General features: G+C 47.5%; 5 protein-coding genes. 3 read left to right on the forward strand and 2 right to left on the reverse strand.

Translation table 11 applies throughout. The features are described 5' to 3' along the window. Positions 1-9 precede the first annotated feature (9 nt). From BLU98_RS06380 to BLU98_RS06390, 3 genes are read left to right on the forward strand one after another with little or no spacing between them, the layout of a single operon-like run. Positions 10-1,005 carry a PorP/SprF family type IX secretion system membrane protein gene (locus BLU98_RS06380; RefSeq protein WP_092723157.1) on the forward strand — a complete coding sequence of 332 codons (996 nt, stop codon included), beginning with the start codon at positions 10-12 and terminating at the stop codon, positions 1,003-1,005. Beyond that, positions 990-3,716 (forward strand): OmpA family protein, encoded by a 2,727-nt coding sequence (locus tag BLU98_RS06385; RefSeq protein WP_092723159.1) that lies wholly within the window; start codon positions 990-992, stop codon positions 3,714-3,716. Before BLU98_RS06380 ends, BLU98_RS06385 begins: the two co-directional genes overlap by 16 nt. Beyond that, entirely contained in the window at positions 3,716-4,369 is a 654-nt protein-coding gene (locus BLU98_RS06390) for a hypothetical protein (RefSeq protein WP_092723161.1), read from the forward strand. The genes BLU98_RS06385 and BLU98_RS06390 overlap by 1 nt, the downstream gene beginning before the upstream one ends. A 10-nt stretch (positions 4,370-4,379) precedes the next feature. Here the strand turns inward: BLU98_RS06390 and BLU98_RS06395 are convergent, their stop codons facing one another. Further along, positions 4,380-5,417, reverse strand: coding sequence for a PorP/SprF family type IX secretion system membrane protein (locus BLU98_RS06395; protein WP_092723163.1), 1,038 nt, complete (start codon positions 5,415-5,417; stop codon positions 4,380-4,382). Next, positions 5,414-20,887: a DUF8696 domain-containing protein gene (locus tag BLU98_RS06400; RefSeq protein WP_092723165.1), complete on the reverse strand. Its 15,474-nt coding sequence runs from the start codon at positions 20,885-20,887 to the stop codon at positions 5,414-5,416. The genes BLU98_RS06395 and BLU98_RS06400 overlap by 4 nt, the downstream gene beginning before the upstream one ends. Between the last annotated feature and the right edge of the window lie 173 nt (positions 20,888-21,060).

Raw genomic sequence — 21,060 nt, forward strand, 5'->3', positions numbered from 1 at the left:
AGAATATACATGAACAGCGTACGTAAATTTTTATTCTTGTTTCTTGTTTTGCTGGCGGCAGTATCTAAAATGCAGGCGCAGATAGATCCGCATTTTACACAGTATTATGCTTATCCCTTGTGGCTCAACCCGGCATTGACAGGTGTTATTGATGGCGATTGGCGTATTACCGGCAATTACCGCAAGCAACTGCCTTCTGCCATCGATCCTTATAACACACAGGGACTTACTGTGGATGCATCTTTGCCCCATGGTTTTGGATTGGGGCTGACCATGATCAACCAGACTGCTGTGAGCAGTGGCTACCAATATGTGAACGGCGCCCTTTCCCTTTCATACCTGGCACGGCTATCGGAGTTCAAGATGCTGAGTGCAGGCTTCCAGGTAGGTATGCTCAACAGGCGTGTTGATCCGAATAAATTTCAATACGGTAACCAGTTCAACCCGGTTATAGGTTATGATCCTTCCATCCCCAGCAATGAAGCATTTGCGTATCGTTCGGCCACATCGGTAGATGGTAGTATCGGATTGATGTATTTCGATGGCGACCCTTCGAAAAAATTCAATCCGTTCATTGGTGCGAGTCTTTATCATCCTACACAACCCGTGAACCGTTTTTTAACAGGCAGTGACGACAGCAAAATACCTATGCGTTACCTGGTACATGCAGGCGCCCGGATACAATTGAGTACAACAGCCGATTTAACGCCCCATGCAGCATACATACGCCAGGGCGATGCAGATGAAACAGTAGCGGGCCTCAGCCTTGACCTCAAACTGGAAAAGGACAAAGAGCTGATACTGGGAGGGCTATACCGACTCAATGATGCGGTGGCGCCCAGCCTGGGATTACGTTTCGGTACATTAACAGTGGGACTGAGTTATGATATCAATATTTCGCAATACAAAACAGTGGCGTCGAGCAACACCGGGTATGAACTCTCTCTCAGCTTTGTTCACAAAAAGAAAAAGAAAGACACAAGGTTTATATGGTCAAGATTGTAAAACATAGTTTGGTTTGCATGGTGTGCACCGTTCTTTTCGGTCACCTCCTGCCTGCAAATGTGCAGGCACAGAATGCCAGGAAAATTGAAAAGAAGGCCGATGCAAGCTTTAAGATGAAAGACTATTATACGGCGGCCAAACTCTATGCGTCGCTCTTGTACGATAGTGCATCGCTTGACGAAGTTGCACCCCTATATCCTTACCAATCATCTAACCAGAAAGCTTTTTCCAAAGCCAAATCATCGCAGCAGACTTATGTATTGTACCAGCTGGCAGAATCTTACCGGTTGGGTTATCATTATAAAGAAGCTTTAAAGCCCTATGAGCAATACATAGCTACCAAAGACACCCGGTTTCCGCTGGCATCTTTGTGGTATGGTACCTGCCTGAATGCAAATAACCAACCTGAGAAAGCCGCTACGGTGTTCAAAGACTTTCTCAAAAAATACCGGCCCCAAGACGCCTATGCACAAATGGCAAAGGTTGGGCTCGCTAACACCGACTTTGTTATTGCCAACAGGGTATTGCCCCCCAAAGCGGTGGTAACAAAGATCAAGAGCCTGCCATCGGGTGATGGTTCCATTTTTGCATTGGACAAGATCAATGATTCTACTTTCTGGTTCAGCAGCTCAAAACACGAACCTTCGATGCAACATGAAATTGAATACCCTATCCGGCTTTTCTCGGGCAAATTCAATGACGATAATGTGCAAAAGATCGCGGCTGTTTCGGTACGGGATATGAATATGGCAGCTTCTTCGATGTCGGCAGACGGAAGAACTGTTTTCTTCACGGGATGGAGGAACGGCGATAAGTCTTCCGGTACGAATTATGGCATCTTTTATATGCAAAGAGAAAATGCCAACAGTAACTGGACTGTGCCGGTAGCCCTGCCGGCTACAGTGAATGTACCGGGCTATAATACAAGACAACCATTTTGTACACGCGATGGAAAACATCTTTTCTTTTCATCCGACAGACCCGGCGGCTATGGTAAGTTCGACCTGTGGCTGATAAATATGGAAGGAGCCAAACCACAGGGTACAGCCATCAACCTGGGTAAGGTCATCAACAGTGAGGGAGAAGAGGCTTCTCCTTTTTATGATGCTGATTCTTCGCGGCTTTTCTTCAGTTCAGATGGAAGAGCCGGTATGGGTGGATTGGATATTTACCGGATATATGGTACGCCTGAAAATAACCAATGGTCTGGTGAAGTGACCAACATGGGATATCCCTATAACTCGGTAAAAAACGATGTTTATTTCAGTAAAGACCGGTATACAGATACCGCATACCTGAGCTCCGACCGCAATTCATTGTGTTGCCTGGAGCTGTACAAAGCCGTACCCATCCTGTATAAAGATACCGCCAAGTCCGCCCCTGCGATAGACAGCAGCAATTACTGGGCAAAAGTGGTGAAGGAAAAACAAGCGCAGGCCGATTCCATCGCACGCGGCATGGCAGAAGATAACAGGGTCAAACAAGCGTTGATGGATTCTGTGAATGCAGCTACTGTGGAGCGGTTGTATGTGAATTACAATTTTGCCAGCTCAAATATCAGGCGGGTAGATCATGCAACGCTCGATAGGATCGTAAGCAAATTGAAAAAAGATCCCAAACTGAATATATTGGTGGCTTCCTTCACCGATTGTATCGGTAGCAAAGAGAACAATGAAAGATTGTCCAGGAGGAGGTCGGAATCGGTAAAAGGATATCTTGAGAAAAAAGGGATTGCTTCCTCACGCATCAACACAGATTTTTTTGGGAAAAAACACCTGATCTTACCATGTTATGAAGCCAAACGTGTGAACATTGAAGAGCAGATCGCGAACAGGCGGTCTGACCTGATCCTGACACATGAGCTTCATCCTAAATGGACCCCTTCCGGAAAAGAACTGGATATCAATGGTAATGAAAATGCCGGAGAAACTGGTGCGGCAGGCGCTTCCACCGCATACCCTGCGGTTAACGAGCGCAAGCGTACTGCTTCTGCTAAAGGTAATAAGCAGGTATCTGGTGAGAGCAAACGCATCACTACCGGAAATAAAGACGTATCTATTGCCAATAAGTCTGCAATTACTGATGACAACAAAGCTGCAAAGAATAAAGCAGTAGCTGCGTCGAAGAAAAAAGAAAGTGACAGGGGGGATGAGCCAACTGCTTTCAAACTTAAAAAGCCAAAAGATAAGGGTACTGCCATTCCGAAGAGAGCTGAACCTGTTGTAACCAACCGAAAGGAGGGTTTCGATAGAACCGTTGCGAGAAGAGATGTTGAAAAGCTGGCGCATAAAATGGATATCAGCTCCCTGGTGAATATGCTGCCGTCTATCAAATCAGCCGACCTGGTGGAAGAAATGACCAAACGCATACCGCAGAAACCACTCGATATCTATTCCACTTCCGATTCGGTACGAATAGACCTGTACGATAATGGTGTGTTCGACTATGATTCGGTTTCAGTAATATATAATAAAAAATTGGTTGTGTATAAGCAGTTGCTACAGACCAATAAGCCGATTACCTTCTATGTAAACCTGAATACTGATCAAACTAAGAATGAATTGATTTTCTTTGCAGAGAATTTGGGGATCACACCACCCAACTCGGCGCTCATGATCATTACCGATGGTAACAAACGTACCGAAGTGAATGTAACGAGCGACCTGGAGCACAATACAGTGGTGTACTTCATCAAGGTCAACAAAAAATGATGAGCAGCAAAGAAATGAACCTGATAGAAACACCGGTATTACGCGTTCCTGCAAAACTGGTTTCATACCTATTGCATCCGTTGTTTATTCCCACGTATGTATTCTTTTTCCTGATCTACCAGTTCCCTTATGAGTTCGCGGGGATCACAGAGTGGCAGTTAAAAATGCGTTTATTCGGTTTGTTCTGGATGACGGCTTTCTTTCCCGCTTTCTCGGTATTCCTGCTGTGGCGGTTGAAATTCAGCGAAAGCATTTTCCTGCGCACACAAAAAGAAAGGATCGTTCCTTATGTTATTACCATGTTCTTTTACTGGTGGATGTATTACCTCAGCCGTAATTTTTCTGACCAGCCCGAAGTGTTGAAATTTTTCTTCATGGGCATGTTTGCAGCTACGGTGGTAGGACTGATCGTGAACAACTATCAAAAGATCAGCATGCATGCGATGGGAGCAGGGGGTGGCATGACGGCCATCATCCTTTTTTCTTTTTATTACCAGCAACCACTCGGATTACCCATCACCATTGCTACTTTGCTGGCCGGTCTGGTATGTACCTGCCGTCTGTTATTAGGCGATCATAACAGCAAAGAAGTATATACCGGGTTGCTCACCGGCATTTTGTGCCAGGTAGGCGCTTATTTTTTTGTGATGTGATGAACGCTTATTAGAAACGAATGCAACGCACTTTGTCCAGCGTAGAACTCCTGATCTTTAAGAAATCGCGGTAAGAAGCTGTCAGTTCTAATCCGCCCCTGAGATTGGAAGCCACTTTCAGTTTGGAAATGTTTATATCATAACTAACACCGATGCTGAAGTGTGCGAACTCCAGTTTAACAGTAGGGATCGCTGCATCGCCCCAACGCAGGAAACTACCGATATACATGATATCCGGTTCATTGTTGTCGTACTCCCTGATGTTTACACCATAAAGCGCACCGCCCAGTACCTGCCTGCCGCCGTTTTGAGCAAAATAATCTACAAAGGCAATCACATGTCCGCTCTCACCGGAAGGAGCGTTCACTCCCAGGTTAAAAGACCAGCGGGGTCTCAGGAAATTTTCCACGTTACCGGTCACGGAAGTGATGGTAGGATTGTTGAAATGCGAAAGTCCTACTGCTACGTAGAACCTGGTTTTATTACTGAAAGCGCTGCTGAAGGAGAGCCCGGTTGCCATATCCCAATAAGAATATCCTGTGGCAGTAATAGGTTGTGAAGAAGGATTGGATGGATCGAAACTGCCTCCGCGGAACTGGTCGCCCATTTTCATCTGTGATGGATCGAACTGGCTGGAAACGGGGCCACCCATGAATGCGGCTGACAAATAGGTATCGCTGTTCTCACTAAGCGCTTTGTGGAAATTTACCACGGGCAAAATCTGTGTTCGCCTGAGCCTGAGATCACCGGCACCGTCTATACTCATCTGTGTTCCCACGGTAACGATATCGTCTTTGGTGCCCACCGGTATTTTGTATTCCGCACTGAAAGAGGTGGTCCTGTATGGAACGGTAACGCTGCCCCATTGATCGCGGTGTGCGAGTGATAAGCGTATGTCACCCGTGAATATGCCTGCCAGCGCGGGGTTCCTGAGCAGTGGCTGCTCATAAAACTGGGAGAAAGTGTAGTCCTGCGCTGCTACCCTATTACTGCAAAGCAGTAGCAAGCACCAGGCCACGAGCATCCGAAGGGTAGATTGCTTTATCATTTTAAAATAGTTATGTTGCCTTTAAAGAAGGATGGAACGCCTTTATCACAGATCACCTCGCATATATATACGAATACATCGGGTGCTGCCGGCTTACCCCTCACTTTGCCATCCCATGCATAAGCAGGATCACCGGGCTGGAAATTCATTTTTTCAAATACCACTTCACCCCAACGGTTGAAGATGCGGAAGCTCTTGATCACTTTCACGCCCTTGCCCTGTATCATCAGCACATCGTTGATACCATCGCCATCGGGAGAGAAGGCGTTGGGGATGAATACCAGGGTACCCGGACAGAAGGTTTTGATGTTCAGGGTGTCTATACTGATACATCCGTAACGGTTGGTGGCCCTGCATATCAGCGATACATCATCACCCACTTTCAGTTGCGGTGTGGCGCAGTTGTAGCAGGAGAAATTGGATGAACCATACCATGCCCACTTCACAATATCCGGACGCTCAGTCACTGTTTTGATCTGCAGTACATCACCTGCCGACATTACCGTGTCTTTTCCAATGTGAATGGCTGTGGGGCGACCTACTACCATTTTCACTTCGGCAGTATCGGCGAAACATCCGTACTGGTCTTTACCGATCACATGATAAGTAGTGGTTTGATCAGGACTTACAACTGGTGTTGCAGCATTCTTATTACTCAATGCTGTTTCAGGGTACCAGGTATAGGAGTTGGCACCGGCGGCGAATAATTGTTTCGACTGGCCGAAACAGATGGTGTCTCCTTTAGCCGCCAGCATCTTCAACGGCTGCACGAGGTGCAGGTTAGTTGTCTGGATCTCACTACATCCATACTGGCTTACACCAACCACTTTGTATTGTGAGCTGGAGCCGGGCTGTACCTTCAATACCTGGCAGTTGCTGCAAAGGATATTATTGTTCTGATCGCTCCAGATATAACTGGCAGCACCATCTGCTTTGAGGGTAGCCGTATCACCCTTGCACACATTGGTGCTGCTGGTGATCGTAACAGCAGGGATGGGGTGAACGGTGATGGCTTTGAAAGCAGAATCGAAGCAACGGTTGATGGTAGCCACTGTGAGCTTAACAGTGTAATAGCCATCTTCTACATATTGCACAGTCACAACACTGTCGAGGGATTTTTTACCGTTGCCCAGGTTCCACAAGAAATAAGCAATGGAATCTTTCGAGTGCACATCGGGCGATACCCTCATGAACTGTGTTTTACATATTTCCGTTACGGCATTGATATTGGCCTGCGGGAAATCGAACACGGTTACTTTATAATTTGCCTGACGGGTATTAACGCATCCACTATTGCTTTGAACGGTAAGAGCGATGCTCTGCATACCGTCGGCAGTGTATACGATACTGTTGTTCCTGGTTCGAACGGTATCTCCTCCTACACCCGGTGTGTACCATTTCCAGCGCAGGATACCAAAGCTTGTGCTGGTAGTATCGGTAAAGAAGAAAGTTGTTTTACCGCAATCATTGATGGCGCTCAACCTGAATCCGGTTTGCAGTTTGTCGATGGTAATGGTAACGGTATCGGATGAACTGTTACATACATCATTGGCGATGGTCCATACAAATTTATAAACACCTTTTTGCAGACCCGATACATCTGTGGCGGGAGACAGTACATTCAGGAATGAAGGCGTAGAAGGACCTGAAGCCATGCTCCATTTTCCAACACCCGATGTGGGAAGGTTGGCAGCCAGTGTTACACGGCTGCTGCCATCGCAAAGCAATTGATTGGGACCTGCATGTGCAATGGTTACCGGCTGCATGGTGGTAATGGTAACCACATTGGTAGGCATGGAGGCGCAAGCGCCGTTCTGAACCCATGTTCTGTACCAGGTAGTGGTGAGGAGATTATTATACTGCTGAACATCGCTTGTATTTTTGTTGAGCGCATTCCAGCTATGGGTACTGTCGGTAGAAAATTCCCAGCGAAGCACAGATCCGGTTCTGCCCGACAATTTGATGGAACCATTATTGGCATTATAACAAACCACTGCATCGCTGGCCAGTTGACCCGCTACTGTAGCAGAATCAACCCGTATAACGAAGGTGTCTGAATAGGCACTGGAGCATACACTGCTCTGTACCAGCACCCTGAACCAGGTGGTAGTAGTAAGGTTGGTATAAGTGTATTTATCCTCGCTGTTGATGAAGCTGGTCCAGCTGACGCCTTTATCAGTAGAATATTCCCAATGTTGTACCACGCCTGTGTAACCGGTTAGGCGGAGGCTGTCGATATTGGCTGTGGCGCAAACCGCACTGCTGGCTGAATTTAATTTACCGCCCACAGAAGCCGGTCTCACGTTGATGGTGGCAATATTGCTGTATGCTATGCTGCAAGGACCATTCTGCACCAGTACCCTGAACTGGGTGGTGGTCAACAGATTGTTGTAGTTGTAAGTAGCAGCCACGTTGCTGGTGCTGTTCCAGGTGGTACCGCTGTCGGTTGAAATTTCCCAACGAACAATATTGCCGGTATAACCTGCCACTTGCAGCTTGCCTGCATTTCCTGTTACACAAGCGAAAGCATCCGGCGCCAGCTTGCCGCCATTAGACAATGCAAATACGGTAACGGCTACGGAATCTTTAGAATCGGCACAGGATCCGTTGGAAATATTCCAGGCGAATTTGTATGTGCCGGGCTGGAGACCGCTTACTGTAGCAGCAGCGTCATTTACATTGGAGAATACCACAACAGACGGACCGCTGATCAACGACCAGGTACCCGTTCCGGAAGAAGGCGTATTGGCTGCCAGCCGGGTAACAGATACATTACAGAGGTTCTGCGCAGGACCCGCATGCGCAGTAGTAACAGGCTGCAGTACAGTAATGGTAACCAGACCGGAAGTTTGTGTTAAACAAACACCATTTTGCACCTGTGCCCTGAATTGGGTGGTAGCTGTAAGATTGTTGTAAGTATAACCGGCGCCGGTAAAGGCGATATCTGTCCATGTAGTACCATTATCAGTAGAAGACTGCCATTTGTTGATGGAACCTGTATAACCTGAGAGGTTGAGGTTACCGGTATTAGCTGTAGCACACACAGTTGCGGGTGCAGCAAGTGAGCCAGCAACCGTAGCAGCATATACGGTGATCTTCATGGTAGCAGATGACTGCGCACAGGCTGCGTTGGAAATGGTCCATGCCAATTGGTAAGTGCCTGCCTGCAATCCATTCACGGTGGTAGCCGGGTCGTTGGGATTGGTAAAGCTGATAACAGCCGGACCACTCACCATGCTCCAGGTACCTGTACCGGAAGCAGGTGTATTAGCATTGAGCTTAGCCGAAGTTACATTACAGAGTTGTTGATCGCTTCCTGCATTAGCAGTGGTTACCGGCTGAAGCACGGTAATAGTTACTGCAGTGGAAACCAATGCTGGGCAAACAACATTCTGCACTTGCACCCTGAATTGAGTGGTAGTGTTCAGGTTGTTGTACGTGAAGTTGGCAGCGGTATTGGCGATATCTGACCAGGTATTGCCGTTGTCAATAGAAGATTGCCATTTATTAACAGCGCCTTTATTGCCGGTGAGGTTAAGTGTACCGGTGTTGGCAGTAGCGCACACGGTAGCGGGTGCAGCAAGTGTGCCGGCAACCGTAGCAGCATACACGGTTACTTTCATGGTTGACTGTGAACTGGCACAGGTATTATTGGAGATGGTCCACTGGAACTGGTAAGTACCGGTAGCAAGACCGCTAACAGTAGTATTGTAAGCATTCGGATTGGTAAAGCTTGCGGTAGAAGGTCCGCTTATCTGTGTCCAGGTACCTGTACCGGAAGTAGGATTGTTACCTGCAAGTGTGGCGGAAGCTACATTACAGAGTTGCTGATCGGGTCCTGCATTGGCAGTGGTAACCGGTTGCAGTACGGTAATAGTAACCAGACCTGAAGCCAATACCAGGCAAGCGCCGTTTTGCACCTGTGCCCTGAATTGTGTGGTAGTATTCAGGTTGTTGTAAGTGAGGTTGGCGGTGGTATTGGCGATATCTGCCCAGGTAGTACCATTATCGACGGAAGATTGCCATTTGTTGATGTTGCCTGTATAACCAGTGAGGTTGAGTGTGCCGGTATTGGCGGTAGCACACACAGTTGCAGGTGCAGCGAGTGAGCCGGCAACCGTAGCAGCATACACGGTGATCTTCATGGTAGCGGTTGACTGCGCACAGGCTGCGTTGGTAATGGTCCATGCCAGTTGGTAAGTACCTGCCTGCAATCCATTCACGGTGGTAGCCGGGTCGTTCGGGTTGGTAAAGGTAACAGCAGCGGGACCACTTACCATGCTCCAGGTACCTGTACCGGAAGTAGGTGTATTAGCGCTGAGCTTAGCAGAACTTACATTACAGAGTTGCTGATCGCTTCCTGCATTGGCAGTGGTTACCGGCTGAAGCACGGTAATAGTTACTGCAGTAGAAATCAGCGCAGGACAAACCGCATTCTGTACTTCTGCCCTGAACTGCGTATTGGCAGTAAGGTTATTGTAAGTGTAACTGGCAGTGGTGTTCGCAATAGCTGTCCAGGTAGAACCATTATTAATAGAGTATTCCCATTTGTTGATGGTGCCCGTATAACCGGTGAGGTTGAGCGTGCCGTTGTTGGAAGTAGCACACACAGTCGCAGGTGCAGCGAGTGTGCCGGCAACCGTAGCAGCATACACAGTTACTTTCATGGTTGATTGCGAGCTGGCACAGGTATTATTGGAGATGGTCCACTGGAACTGGTAAGTACCGGTAGCAAGACCGCTAACAGTAGTATTGTAAGCATTCGGATTGGTAAAGCTTGCGGTAGAAGGTCCGCTTATCTGTGTCCAGGTACCAGTACCGGAAGCCGGATTGTTACCGGCGAGTGTAGCGGAAGCTACATTACAAAGTTGCTGATCAGGTCCCGCATTAGCAGTGGTTACCGGCTGTATCACCGTAATGGTCACTACATTGGAAACCAGTGCGGGACATACAGCGTTTTGCACCTCAGCTCTGAACTGGGTACTAGTAGTAAGATTGTTGTAAGTATAGTTGGCAGCAGTATTAGTGATATTGGTCCAGGTAGTACCGTTATCGATAGAAGATTGCCATTTGTTAATGTTGCCAGTATTGCCTGTGAGATTGAGTGTACCGGTATTGGAAGTAGCACATACGGTAGCCGGTGCAACCAATGAGCCTGCAACAGTAGCAGGATATACGGTTATTTTTACAGTTGATTGCGAGTTGGCACAAGTACTGTTGGAGATGGTCCATTGGAATGTATAAGTGCCCACAGTAAGACCATTAACAACCGTATGCGGATCGGTATTATTGACAAAAGAACCAGTAGAAGGTCCGCTTACCTGTGACCAGGTACCAGTACCGGAACTGGGTACATTACCAGCCAAACTGGTAGAAGTAGTATTACAGAGTTGTTGATCAGGTCCTGCATTGGCAGTAGTTACCGGTTGGAGTATGGTAATGGTTACATTGTTGGAAGGCAATGCGGGACAAACCGCATTCTGTACCTGAGCCCTGAACAAGGTAGTGGCAGTGAGGTTTGTATAATTATAAGAAGCGGTAGTATTAGTGATATCTATCCAGGTAGTACCATTGTCAATAGAAGATTGCCATTTGTTGATAGTGCCTGCATAACCGGTAAGGTTGAGTGTACCGGTGTTGGAGGTAGCACACGCCGTAGCGGGTGCAGCCAGTGTGCCGGCAACTGTAGCGGCATTTACAGTCACTTTCATAGTTGACTGTGAGCTGGCGCAGGTATTATTGGAGATGGTCCACTGGAATACATAAGTGCCCACAACAAGACTATTCACGGTGGTGTTGTAAGCATTAGGATTGGTGAAGCTGGCGGTAGAAGGTCCACTTACCTGTGTCCAGATACCAGTACCGGAAGTTGGGTTGTTACCAGCGAGTGTTGTGGAAGCTACATTACAGAGTTGTTGATCAGGTCCTGCATTAGCAGTGGTCACCGGTTGTATCACGGTAATCGCTACCACATTGGAAACAAGTGAAGGACAAGCCAAGTTTTGCACCTCGGCTCTGAATTGTGTATTAGTAATAAGGTTGCTGTAAGTATAGTTGGCAGTGGTGTTGGAGATATCAGTCCAGGTAGCGCCATTATTGGTAGAAGATTGCCATTTGTTGATGATACCTGTATAACCGGTGAGATTGAGTGTGCCGGTATTGGAAGTGGCACACACGGTAGCCGGTGCAGCCAGTGAACCTGCCACAGTAGGCGGATGAACATTGATCGTTACAACATCTGTTGAAGGTGTACACAGCGCATTAGAGATGGTAAACATCAATTTATAAGTACCCTGTACTAATCCGTATACATCGGTTGTAGGATTATGTATATCGTTGAAAGTAACCGTAGAAGGTCCGCTTACGAATGACCAGGTACCTGTGCCTGATGTAGGTGTGTTACCCGCTAGTGTAGCAGAGCTTACATTACAGAGATCCTGCGCAGGTCCTGCATGAGCAGTGGTAACAGCAGGTAATGCACGAATGGTAACGATATTAGAATAAAGCGATGGGCAGGGGCTATTCTGTACCAGCACCCTGTACTCCGTAGTAGCAGATATATTGTTATAAGTATAACCGGCAGTGATGTTAGCGATATCGGCCCAGGTAGTACCATTATCGGTAGAAGACTGCCATTTGAGAATGCTGCCGGTATAACCGCTCAGGCTGAGGTTACCGTTGTTTACATTGGCACAAACGGTAGAAGGCGTTACCAGGTTTCCGGGAACAGTGAGCGGATGCACCGTAACATTCACAAAGGTTTTTGAATCAGCACAAATGCCATTGGAGATGGTCCATGCAAACTGGTAAGTACCTACGGCCAATCCGTTTACAACAGTATTCGGGTCGAGCAGGTTTACAATAGTAGCGGGCGACCCGCCTGTCTGTGTCCATTTACCGGTGCCTTGCGTTGGCGTGTTGCCTGCCAATGTTGTGGTGCTGGTACTGCAAAGGCTCTGATCGGGTCCTGCATTGGAAGGGGTTACCGGTTGCACCACTGTAATGGTAGCCGAAACACCTGAATACAATGCCTGTCCGCCTGATTTTTGTACCAATGCCCTGTAGTACGTGGTTACAAGCAGGTTATTGAATGTATAGGTAGGTGTATTAGCGCCAACCGTACTAGCGATTGGCTGCCAGGTTGTGGTGCTTGTTGAATCTTCCCACTGCAGGATGGTTCCATCGTATCCGGTTAAAGTAAGTGTGCCGTGATTTACACCTCTGCAAACCACCTGGTCGGGACCAATCACACCTGGATTGGTGGGCGGTGCAACAGTAATGGTCATATCGGCATAAGAATTAGCACATACACCGTTAGATACAGTCCAGCGGAATGTATACACGCCATTTGAAGCGGGCGGACCGGCAATATAAGTGAGTCCTGTAATAGTAGTCTTAGGATCGGCAGTATTCACGAAGCCGACATTAGTTGGACCAGATAATTGAGACCATTGACCGGTGCCTGACGTTGGAGGAACCGCATTCAGTTGTGCACTGGCAAAAATAAAAGTGATGTTTTGATTGGGCCCTGCATTGGCGGCTGATACCGGCTGAATCACATTTACCGTAACCAGATTGGAATACAACGCCGGGCAGATGCCATTTTGTACCAATGCCCTGTATTTGGTAGTGGTAGTAAGATTGCTGTAGTTATAAGTATTGGCTGTATTGGCAATATTGCTCCAGGTATTGCCATTATCAATAGAAGATTCCCAACGCAGTATATTGGTGCTGTAACCACTGAGAGAAACCGTGCCGCCATTGGCTGTAGCACATACAGTGGCATCGGAAGCCAGTGTGCCAGGAGCGCTTGGTGCAAATACAGTGATGTTCATCACACTTTGTGAAACTGCACAAGGTCCATTGGAAATAGTCCAGCGCAACTGATAGCTTCCTGTTGTTAAGCCATATACCGAAGTAGTTGGGTTATTCGGATTGGTGAATGTAACGGCAGAAGGCCCGCTCACGAAAGACCATGTACCTGTACCGGAACTGGGTGTATTACCCGCCAGTGTTGCAGAGGTAACATTACAGAGTTGTTGGTCGGGACCGGCATTGGCGGCAGTCACAGCTTGCAACACCGTAATGGCTACATTGTTGGAATACTGCGCGGCACAAACACCACTCTTCACAGAAGCCCTGTACAATGTACTTTGGGTGAGGTTATTGTAAGTATAAGTATTATTGGTGTTGGCTATATCCAACCAGGTGTTGCCATTATCCACAGAAGACTGCCATTTCAGAATGGACGAGGTATAACCAGATAAGGTAAGCGTTCCTGCATTGCTGGTGGCACATACAGAAGCAGGCGTTGCCAGTGTGCCTGTAACAGTTGCCGGATCGATCTGAACCTGTACGGTACTTTGGCTGGAAGCGCAGACGCCATTTGAAATGGTCCACTGGAACTGATAGGTGCCGGTTGTTAATCCGTTGACAGTAGTATTGGGATCATTGGCATTGGTGAAGGTAACCGCAGTAGGACCGGAAATTTTAGTCCAGGTGCCGGTGCCGGATGTGGGAATGTTTCCTGCCAGTGTGATGGCCGTTACATTACAGAGTGTTTGATTGGTGCCGGCATTGGCGGTAGTAACCGCAGGTGCAACCGTAACGGCTACATTATTTGAATATTGTGCTGCACAAGAACCGCTTTTAACAGAGGCCCTGAACAAAGTAGTAGTTGTTAAGTTGTTGTATGTATAGGTATTGCTGGTGTTAACAATAGCTCCCCATGTATTCCCATTATCTATGGAAGACTCCCAATGCAGTATGCTGGAACTGTAACCTGATAGTGTAAGTGTTCCTGCATTAGCAGTAGCGCAAACAGTAGCGGGCGATGCCAGCGTACCAGGTATGGTGGGTGGATCAACTTCTATCTGTACAGTACTTTGACTGGAAGCGCACACGCCGTTGGAAATGGTCCACTGAAGTATATAGGTACCGGCTGCAAGTCCGCTTACAGTAGTGGTTGCACTATTGGGGTTTGTGAAGCTAACTGCAGTGGGGCCAGAAACCTTTGTCCAGGTTCCGCTGCCCGATGTGGGCGTGTTACCTGCCAGTGTAGCGGAGGTTACATTACAAAGTATTTGATTAGGCCCTGCATTGGAAACAGTAACCGGTTGGAATACGGTAACGGTTACCGGGTTAGAATAGAGTGCAGGACAAACAGTGTTTTGTACCAGGGCCCTGAACAGGGTAGTAGCAGTCAGGTTGGTATATGCATAGGTAGCGGCAGTATTGGCAATATTGCTCCATGTGCTGCCATTATCGGCAGAAGATTCCCAACGAACGATATTGGTGCTGTAACCGGTGAGCGTCAGTGTGCCGTTATTGGCGGTAGCACAAACAGTAGCATTGGCAGCCAGTGTTCCAGGGACGCTGGGCGTGTTCACCGTAATGTTAACGGTAGCTTCTGAATTGGCGCAATATCCGTTGGAAACAGTCCATTTGAATTGATAAGCGCCGAAACTGAGTCCGCTGATAGTTGTATTGGGATCGTGCAGGTTGGTATAAGTTGCAGTAGAAGGACCGCTTACCTGTGTCCAGGTACCGGTGCCCGATGTAGGCAGGGTAGCAGCCATGGTAGTAGCAGTAACATTACAGAGTTGCTGATCAGGTCCTGCATTGGCAGTTGATACGGCCGCTAAAGCAGTAATGGCTACATTGTTGGAATACTGTGAAGCGCATACACCATTCTTCACCAACACCCTGTAGAGAGTTGTTACCGGAATATTGTTATAGGTATAAGTATTGGCTGTGTTGGCAATGTTAGTCCATGTATTGCCGTTGTCGGTAGAAGATTCCCAATGAAGTATATTGGTACTGTAACTGCTAAGCGTAAGCGTACCTGCATTGGCAGTAGCGCAAACCGTAGCAGGTGAAGCGAGTGTGCCCGGGGCTGTGAGCGCATCTACCTTCACTTGTACAGTACTTTGAGAAGAAGCGCAAACACCATTGGAGATGGTCCATACAAACTGATAAGTACCCGTAGAAAGCCCGCTTACAGTAGTATTCGGATCATTGGGGTTGGTAAAGCTAACAGCAGTAGGACCGGAAGCCTTTGTCCAGGTACCTGTACCCGATGTGGGCGCATTGGCTGCGAGTGTTGCAGAACTAACGTTACACAATGTTTGGGCAGGTCCTGCATTGGATGCTGTAACCGGCTGGAACACGGTAATGATGGCTGCATTTGAATAGGCCGCAGGACAAACTGTATTTTGTACAAATGCCCTGTATTGTGTAGTGGTAGTAAGGTTATTATAAGTATAAGTATTGTTGCCGGCATTGGCGATGTTGATCCAGGTAGTGCCGTTGTCGGTAGAAGATTCCCAACGAAGTATATTGGTACTGTAGCCGCTGAGTGTTAATGTGCCGTTATTGGCGGTGGCACACACAGTGGCATTGGCGGCTAATGTACCGGGAACACTGGGTGTATTGATGGTAACATTAACGGTAGATTGAGAGCTGGCGCAGTATCCATTTGAAATAGTCCATTTGAACTGATAGGTTCCGAAGCCAAGGTTGTTCACCGTAGTATTGGGATTGTGGCTATCGGTGAAGCTGGCGATAGTGGGTCCGGTTACCATACTCCAGGTTCCGGTACCTGATGTAGGTGCATTAGCGGCCATCGTAGCGGAGGTGACATTACAGAGTTGCTGATCACTTCCAGCAGCAGAAGGCGTTACCGTTTGCAACACTGTGATGGCAACATTGTTTGAGTTTTGCGCTGCGCAGGCACCACTTTTTACCGAAGCCCTGAAGAGAGTGGTAGCAGTAAGGTTATTATAAGTATAGGTATTGGCGGTATTGGCAATGTCGGTCCAGGTAGTGCCATTGTCAACAGAAGACTGCCATTTCAATATAGTAGTCGTATAACCGGAGAGCGTCAATATACCGGTATTGGAAGTGGCACAAACAGTGGCGGGTGATGCCAGTGATCCGGGAACGGTTTGCGGATCGATGCTTACCTGCACAGTGCTTTGTGAAGAAGCGCAAACACCGTTGGAAACAGCCCATTGGAATTGGTAGACACCGCTGGTTAAATTGTTTACAGTAGTAAAAGGATTATGGCTGTCGGTGAAGCTGGCCGCAGAAGGCCCGGATACCATCGTCCAGGTACCGGTACCTGAAGTCGCGGCTGTAGCAGCCATGGTGGTAGAAGTAACATTGCAAAGTGCCTGGTTAGGACCGGCATTGGAAGGTGTTACTGCCTGTGCAACTGTGATGGCTACATTATTGGAATACTGGGCTGCACAACTGCCGCTCTGTACCTGCGCTCTGAAGAGTGTAGTAGCCGTCAGGTTATTGTAGGTATAGTTCGCAGTAGTATTGGTAATGTTTGTCCAGGTAGTTCCGTTGTCGACAGAAGATTGCCAGTTCAGAATGGTTGAGGTATAGCCTGAAAGTGTAAGGGAACCAGTGTTGGAAACGGCACAAACAGTGGCAGGCGATGCCAATGTACCGGGAACTGTTGCCGGATCGATATGAACCTGTACGGTGCTTTGTGAAGCAGTGCAAGGGTTGTTGGTAATGGTCCACTGGAATTGATAAGTACCGGGTATTAAATTATTGACAGTGGTGAAAGGATTATTCGCATTGGTAAAACTGGCCGTAGTAGGGCCGGATACTTGTGTCCAGGTGCCAGTGCCGGATAAGGGCGCATTGGCAGCCATGGTAGTAGAAGTAACATTGCACAATGTTTGGTTGGAGCCGGCATTGGCAACTGTTACAGGTTGCATCACAGTAATAGTAACGGTGTTGGAGCTGATGTTATTACAAACACCGCTTTGTACCTGCGCTCTGAACAGGGTGGTAGCAGCGAGGTTGTTGTAAGTATAGTTCGCAGTAGTGTTGGCAATATTGGTCCAGGTAGCTCCATTATCGGTAGAAGACTGCCAGTTGAGGATGCTTCCTGTATAGCCGGAGAGTGTAAGGGTGCCGGTGTTTGCTGTAGCACAAACAGTGTTACCGGCAGCGAGTGTGCCGGCAACTGTTTGCGGGTTTACGGTAATGGTAACATTATTGGAATTAACGATCCCGCAATTACCACTTTGTACAACAGCCCTGTAAAGTGTTGTGGCAGTTATATTGGCATAGCTGTAACTGCTGGTAGTATTGGCGATACTGGCCCAGGTAGTACCATTGTCGGTAGAAGATTCCCAACGAATTACTGTACCGGTATAGCCTGTCAAGTTGAGAGTGCCGCTATTGCTGGCAGCACAAACAGCGGCATTGGCAGCGAGTGTGCCGCTGCCGGGAGTAGGAGTAACGGTAATAGCAACAGATGGTGTGTTCACTGTGTTGCAAGCGCCGTTTTGTACAACAGCCCTGAATAAAGTGCTGGTGGTAAGGTTGTTATAAGTATAAGTGTTGGTGGTATTCACAATATTGGCCCAAGTGGTACCACCATCAGTAGAAGACTGCCAGCTGAGGATGCTTCCTGTATAACCGGAGAGTGTAAGCGTGCCGGTATTAGAACCAGCGCAAACAGTGGCAGGTGATGCCAGTGTGCCAGCTACTGTTTGCGCGCTATTGGTTACGGTAACAGTATCGGTAGAAGCAGCGCAAGAGCCGTTGACAATAGACCAAACGAATTTGTAAGTACCAGGGGTAAGTCCGTTTACAGCAGTGGAAGGCGAATTGGGATTGCTGAAGCTGCTGCCGGAAGGTCCGGATGCAAGGGTCCAGGTACCTGTGCCAATAATGGGAGTATTACCGGAGAGCATAGCTGAAGTAGCATTGCACAACGATTGTGCGCTGCCGGCAACAGCTTTGGTAGGCAATGCATATACCAATACAGTAGTGGAAGAATCTGTTCTGGTACAACCGGTGGGAGGAGTGGCGGTGATGATATAACGTACCGTTGCATTGGCAGTAGTGGAACTGTTGGTTAACACATCGTTGATGGTGTTGGTGCCAGATGGTACAACGTTGGATGAGTTACCGGAAGCCGTACCGGAAATCACAGATGAGCTCCAGGTATATTGAGATCCTGCAATAGAACTGATGAATTGGATGTTCGTAGTGGTACCGGTACAAAGCGATGCTGTATTGTTGGTGATAGTAATGGCAGGGCGAGGTTGCAACGTTACCTTAAAATTAAAAGGCGTACCCGGACAACTTATATTGGAAGGCGTAAATGCATAAGGCGTAATGGTATAATTGACCACACCATTGTTGGTATTCGACAGGTTGACAAGCGAATCAATGATATTACCGGTACCTGACGGAGAGTTGCCGCTAACATTACCCGAAGTAACGGTAGAGGTCCAGGAAAAAGTGCTGCCTGCTATAACAGATACAGGTGTATAATTGATAGTGGTATTGGAGCAAATGGTTTTGGCGGAATCTTTCCCGGTATTGTCGGGATAAATACGCAGGATCATATTGTCCGTAGCAGTCGCATTTCCACAAATGCCCGTTGCATTTAAGCTGGTGCTGGCTGTTACTGTGATGGTTATCATGCCGCTGGCTTTATCTGCTGCGCTGGGAGTATAAGTGGTAGTGGTAGCCGAAGTACCATTGTTAGAAAAAGTTCCCGTTCCACTGGTGGTCCATGAAAGTTTGTTAACCACAGTAGAAGTAGACGCTGATAATGGAACGGGATTGGTATTATAACAGACAGTGGTATCGCGGGACCCATTGATCGCAACAGTTACATATATCTGCTTGTAAACCTTGTGACTGGCAGCACAGGTAACACCATTATTGGTGTATGATACCCTTACGGTATACCAATTACCCCTTATCAATTGCAAACTCGGATAAGGACTTGTTGGTGTAGCAGGGCTTTTAAAAACACTACTTGTTACATCCGTACCGGCACTGTCTGTTACCGTCCATAAAAAGCTGCCGGTTGCCGGATTATCGTATTTGACACGGTATGGATTGGCTGCTGTACTATCATAAGTTCTTACACCATCGTTACATTCCAACACATTTGGACTCATAAACACACTGGCTGCGCTGATGTTTTTGGTTACCGAAGCGGAGCATCCGTTATTGGTAACGGTATAAGTGATGGTGCTGGTGCCGTCGGTAAGAATGGTTACTAGTCCTGTATTGTCAACAGTAGCTACTGAAGTATTACTGCTGCTCCAGGTACCACCAGCAGTGGAACTGCTTAACTGGATGGTGCTTCCGGCGCATCCGCCATTGGGACCGGTGATGGCTGCTACAACCGGGGTTTGATTAACCGTAATGACAGTGCTCGCATTAGCGGTGCAACCCTTGGTATCGGTAACTGTTAAAGCATAAGTGCCGGAGGCCGCTGTTGTTGTGTTTGTAATAGAGGGGTTGCCGACCGTAGCAACAAAACCATTCGGACCACTCCAGTTATAGGTAAATGCCGGAGTACCTCCTGTAACATTGGAGGATAAAAACAAAGTATTTCCAGAACAAATAGGAGTGGAACCGGTTACCGTTACAGCAGGGGTAGGATTAATGGTAAGTGTAACACTGTTAGATGCTGTAGTGCAGGTTGCACTGGAAAGACTTGCTACATCAGGGCCCACTATCACACGATACAAACCCCCGTCACTGACAACTGTACTTGGAATGGTAAAACCGGATGCACTGGTACCGGGAGCACCTACATTGGTCCAGGTCATTCCGCCATCGATACTTTTTTGCCATTGATAAGCAGGATTGGAGAAAGGGCTGTTGGCAATCGAGCTGCTCATAGTAATACTGCTGCCGGAACAGACGGTTGCTGAGTTGGCTGAATTGATGGTAGCAGTAACGGTAGGAGTACAGGCAGAAAAAAGAATGTCATCCAGTGCAAGGTCATTACCGCATTGAGGCAATCCTCCCCAATAATCACTCATTTCCAATATCAGTGATGTGGTTCCGGAAGGAAGCGAAAATTGAAAACCATATTGTTTCCAGTTCACACCAGTACCACTCTTCCTGTCTTTTGTTAATGGAAGCGTGTCGGTAGTGAAAGTTCCCAATAGCGTGCCCGAAGTGCTTTTGATATTAAAGGTTACTTTGGGGTATACATAATTGGATCCACAAATCGGCAGTGTATTCGATATGGTATTCACATTGGCCAGCCACGCAGAAAAACTATATACTGAACCGGGACATAGGTTGTCTACTCTTTGGGAAAAGAACAAGTTGGCTCCGGTTCCGGCATTCACCAGAAACATATTGCCATTGGGATTGCCGGTATGATCTCCTCCTACTGCCCAATCGTTTTTTCCCGAGTTCTGAACCAATGGAGTTACGATATAATGCCCATCGGTTCCAACATTATCATAAATATAATTTGTAATGAAACCCGATGGAACCCTGGCCTTGGTGCCAGGTGAAGCAGCAGTGCCGAAGTCCTGTTTATAAACAGGCGCCAGTGCACTGCTGGTACACATTCCGTATACATAATTGCCAGTACCGTCTTGTGCAAAAGACAACTGACTATACAGGCATGACAACAGGAGCAAGGATAGCAGGTATGTATGCCTGTGGTTTCTCATAATGGATTTTTGGGGGTGTAAACCATTAACTAGAAATGGGTCATCCGCTGGATTTTAAGATTCATCAACCGCACAGGTCAAACAAGGGTCATTTCAACGACCAATGTTCGTGCAATATTGTGTGATGCGATGTAGTCCTTTCTTCTTTTCTTTGTAGTCTTTTTATGATAGTT

The organism is Hydrobacter penzbergensis (assembly GCF_900106985.1).
Lineage (GTDB): Bacteria > Bacteroidota > Bacteroidia > Chitinophagales > Chitinophagaceae > Sediminibacterium > Sediminibacterium magnilacihabitans.

Bases quoted from the DNA above. Each gene is read 5' to 3' on its own strand.
- BLU98_RS06380 (WP_092723157.1), top strand. From the start codon at position 10: ATGAACAGCGTACGTAAATTTTTATTCTTGTTTCTTGTTTTGCTGGCG.
- BLU98_RS06385 (WP_092723159.1), top strand. From the start codon at position 990: ATGGTCAAGATTGTAAAACATAGTTTGGTTTGCATGGTGTGCACCGTT.
- BLU98_RS06390 (WP_092723161.1), top strand. From the start codon at position 3,716: ATGAGCAGCAAAGAAATGAACCTGATAGAAACACCGGTATTACGCGTT.
- BLU98_RS06395 (WP_092723163.1), bottom strand. From the start codon at position 5,417: ATGATAAAGCAATCTACCCTTCGGATGCTCGTGGCCTGGTGCTTGCTA.
- BLU98_RS06400 (WP_092723165.1), bottom strand. From the start codon at position 20,887: ATGAGAAACCACAGGCATACATACCTGCTATCCTTGCTCCTGTTGTCA.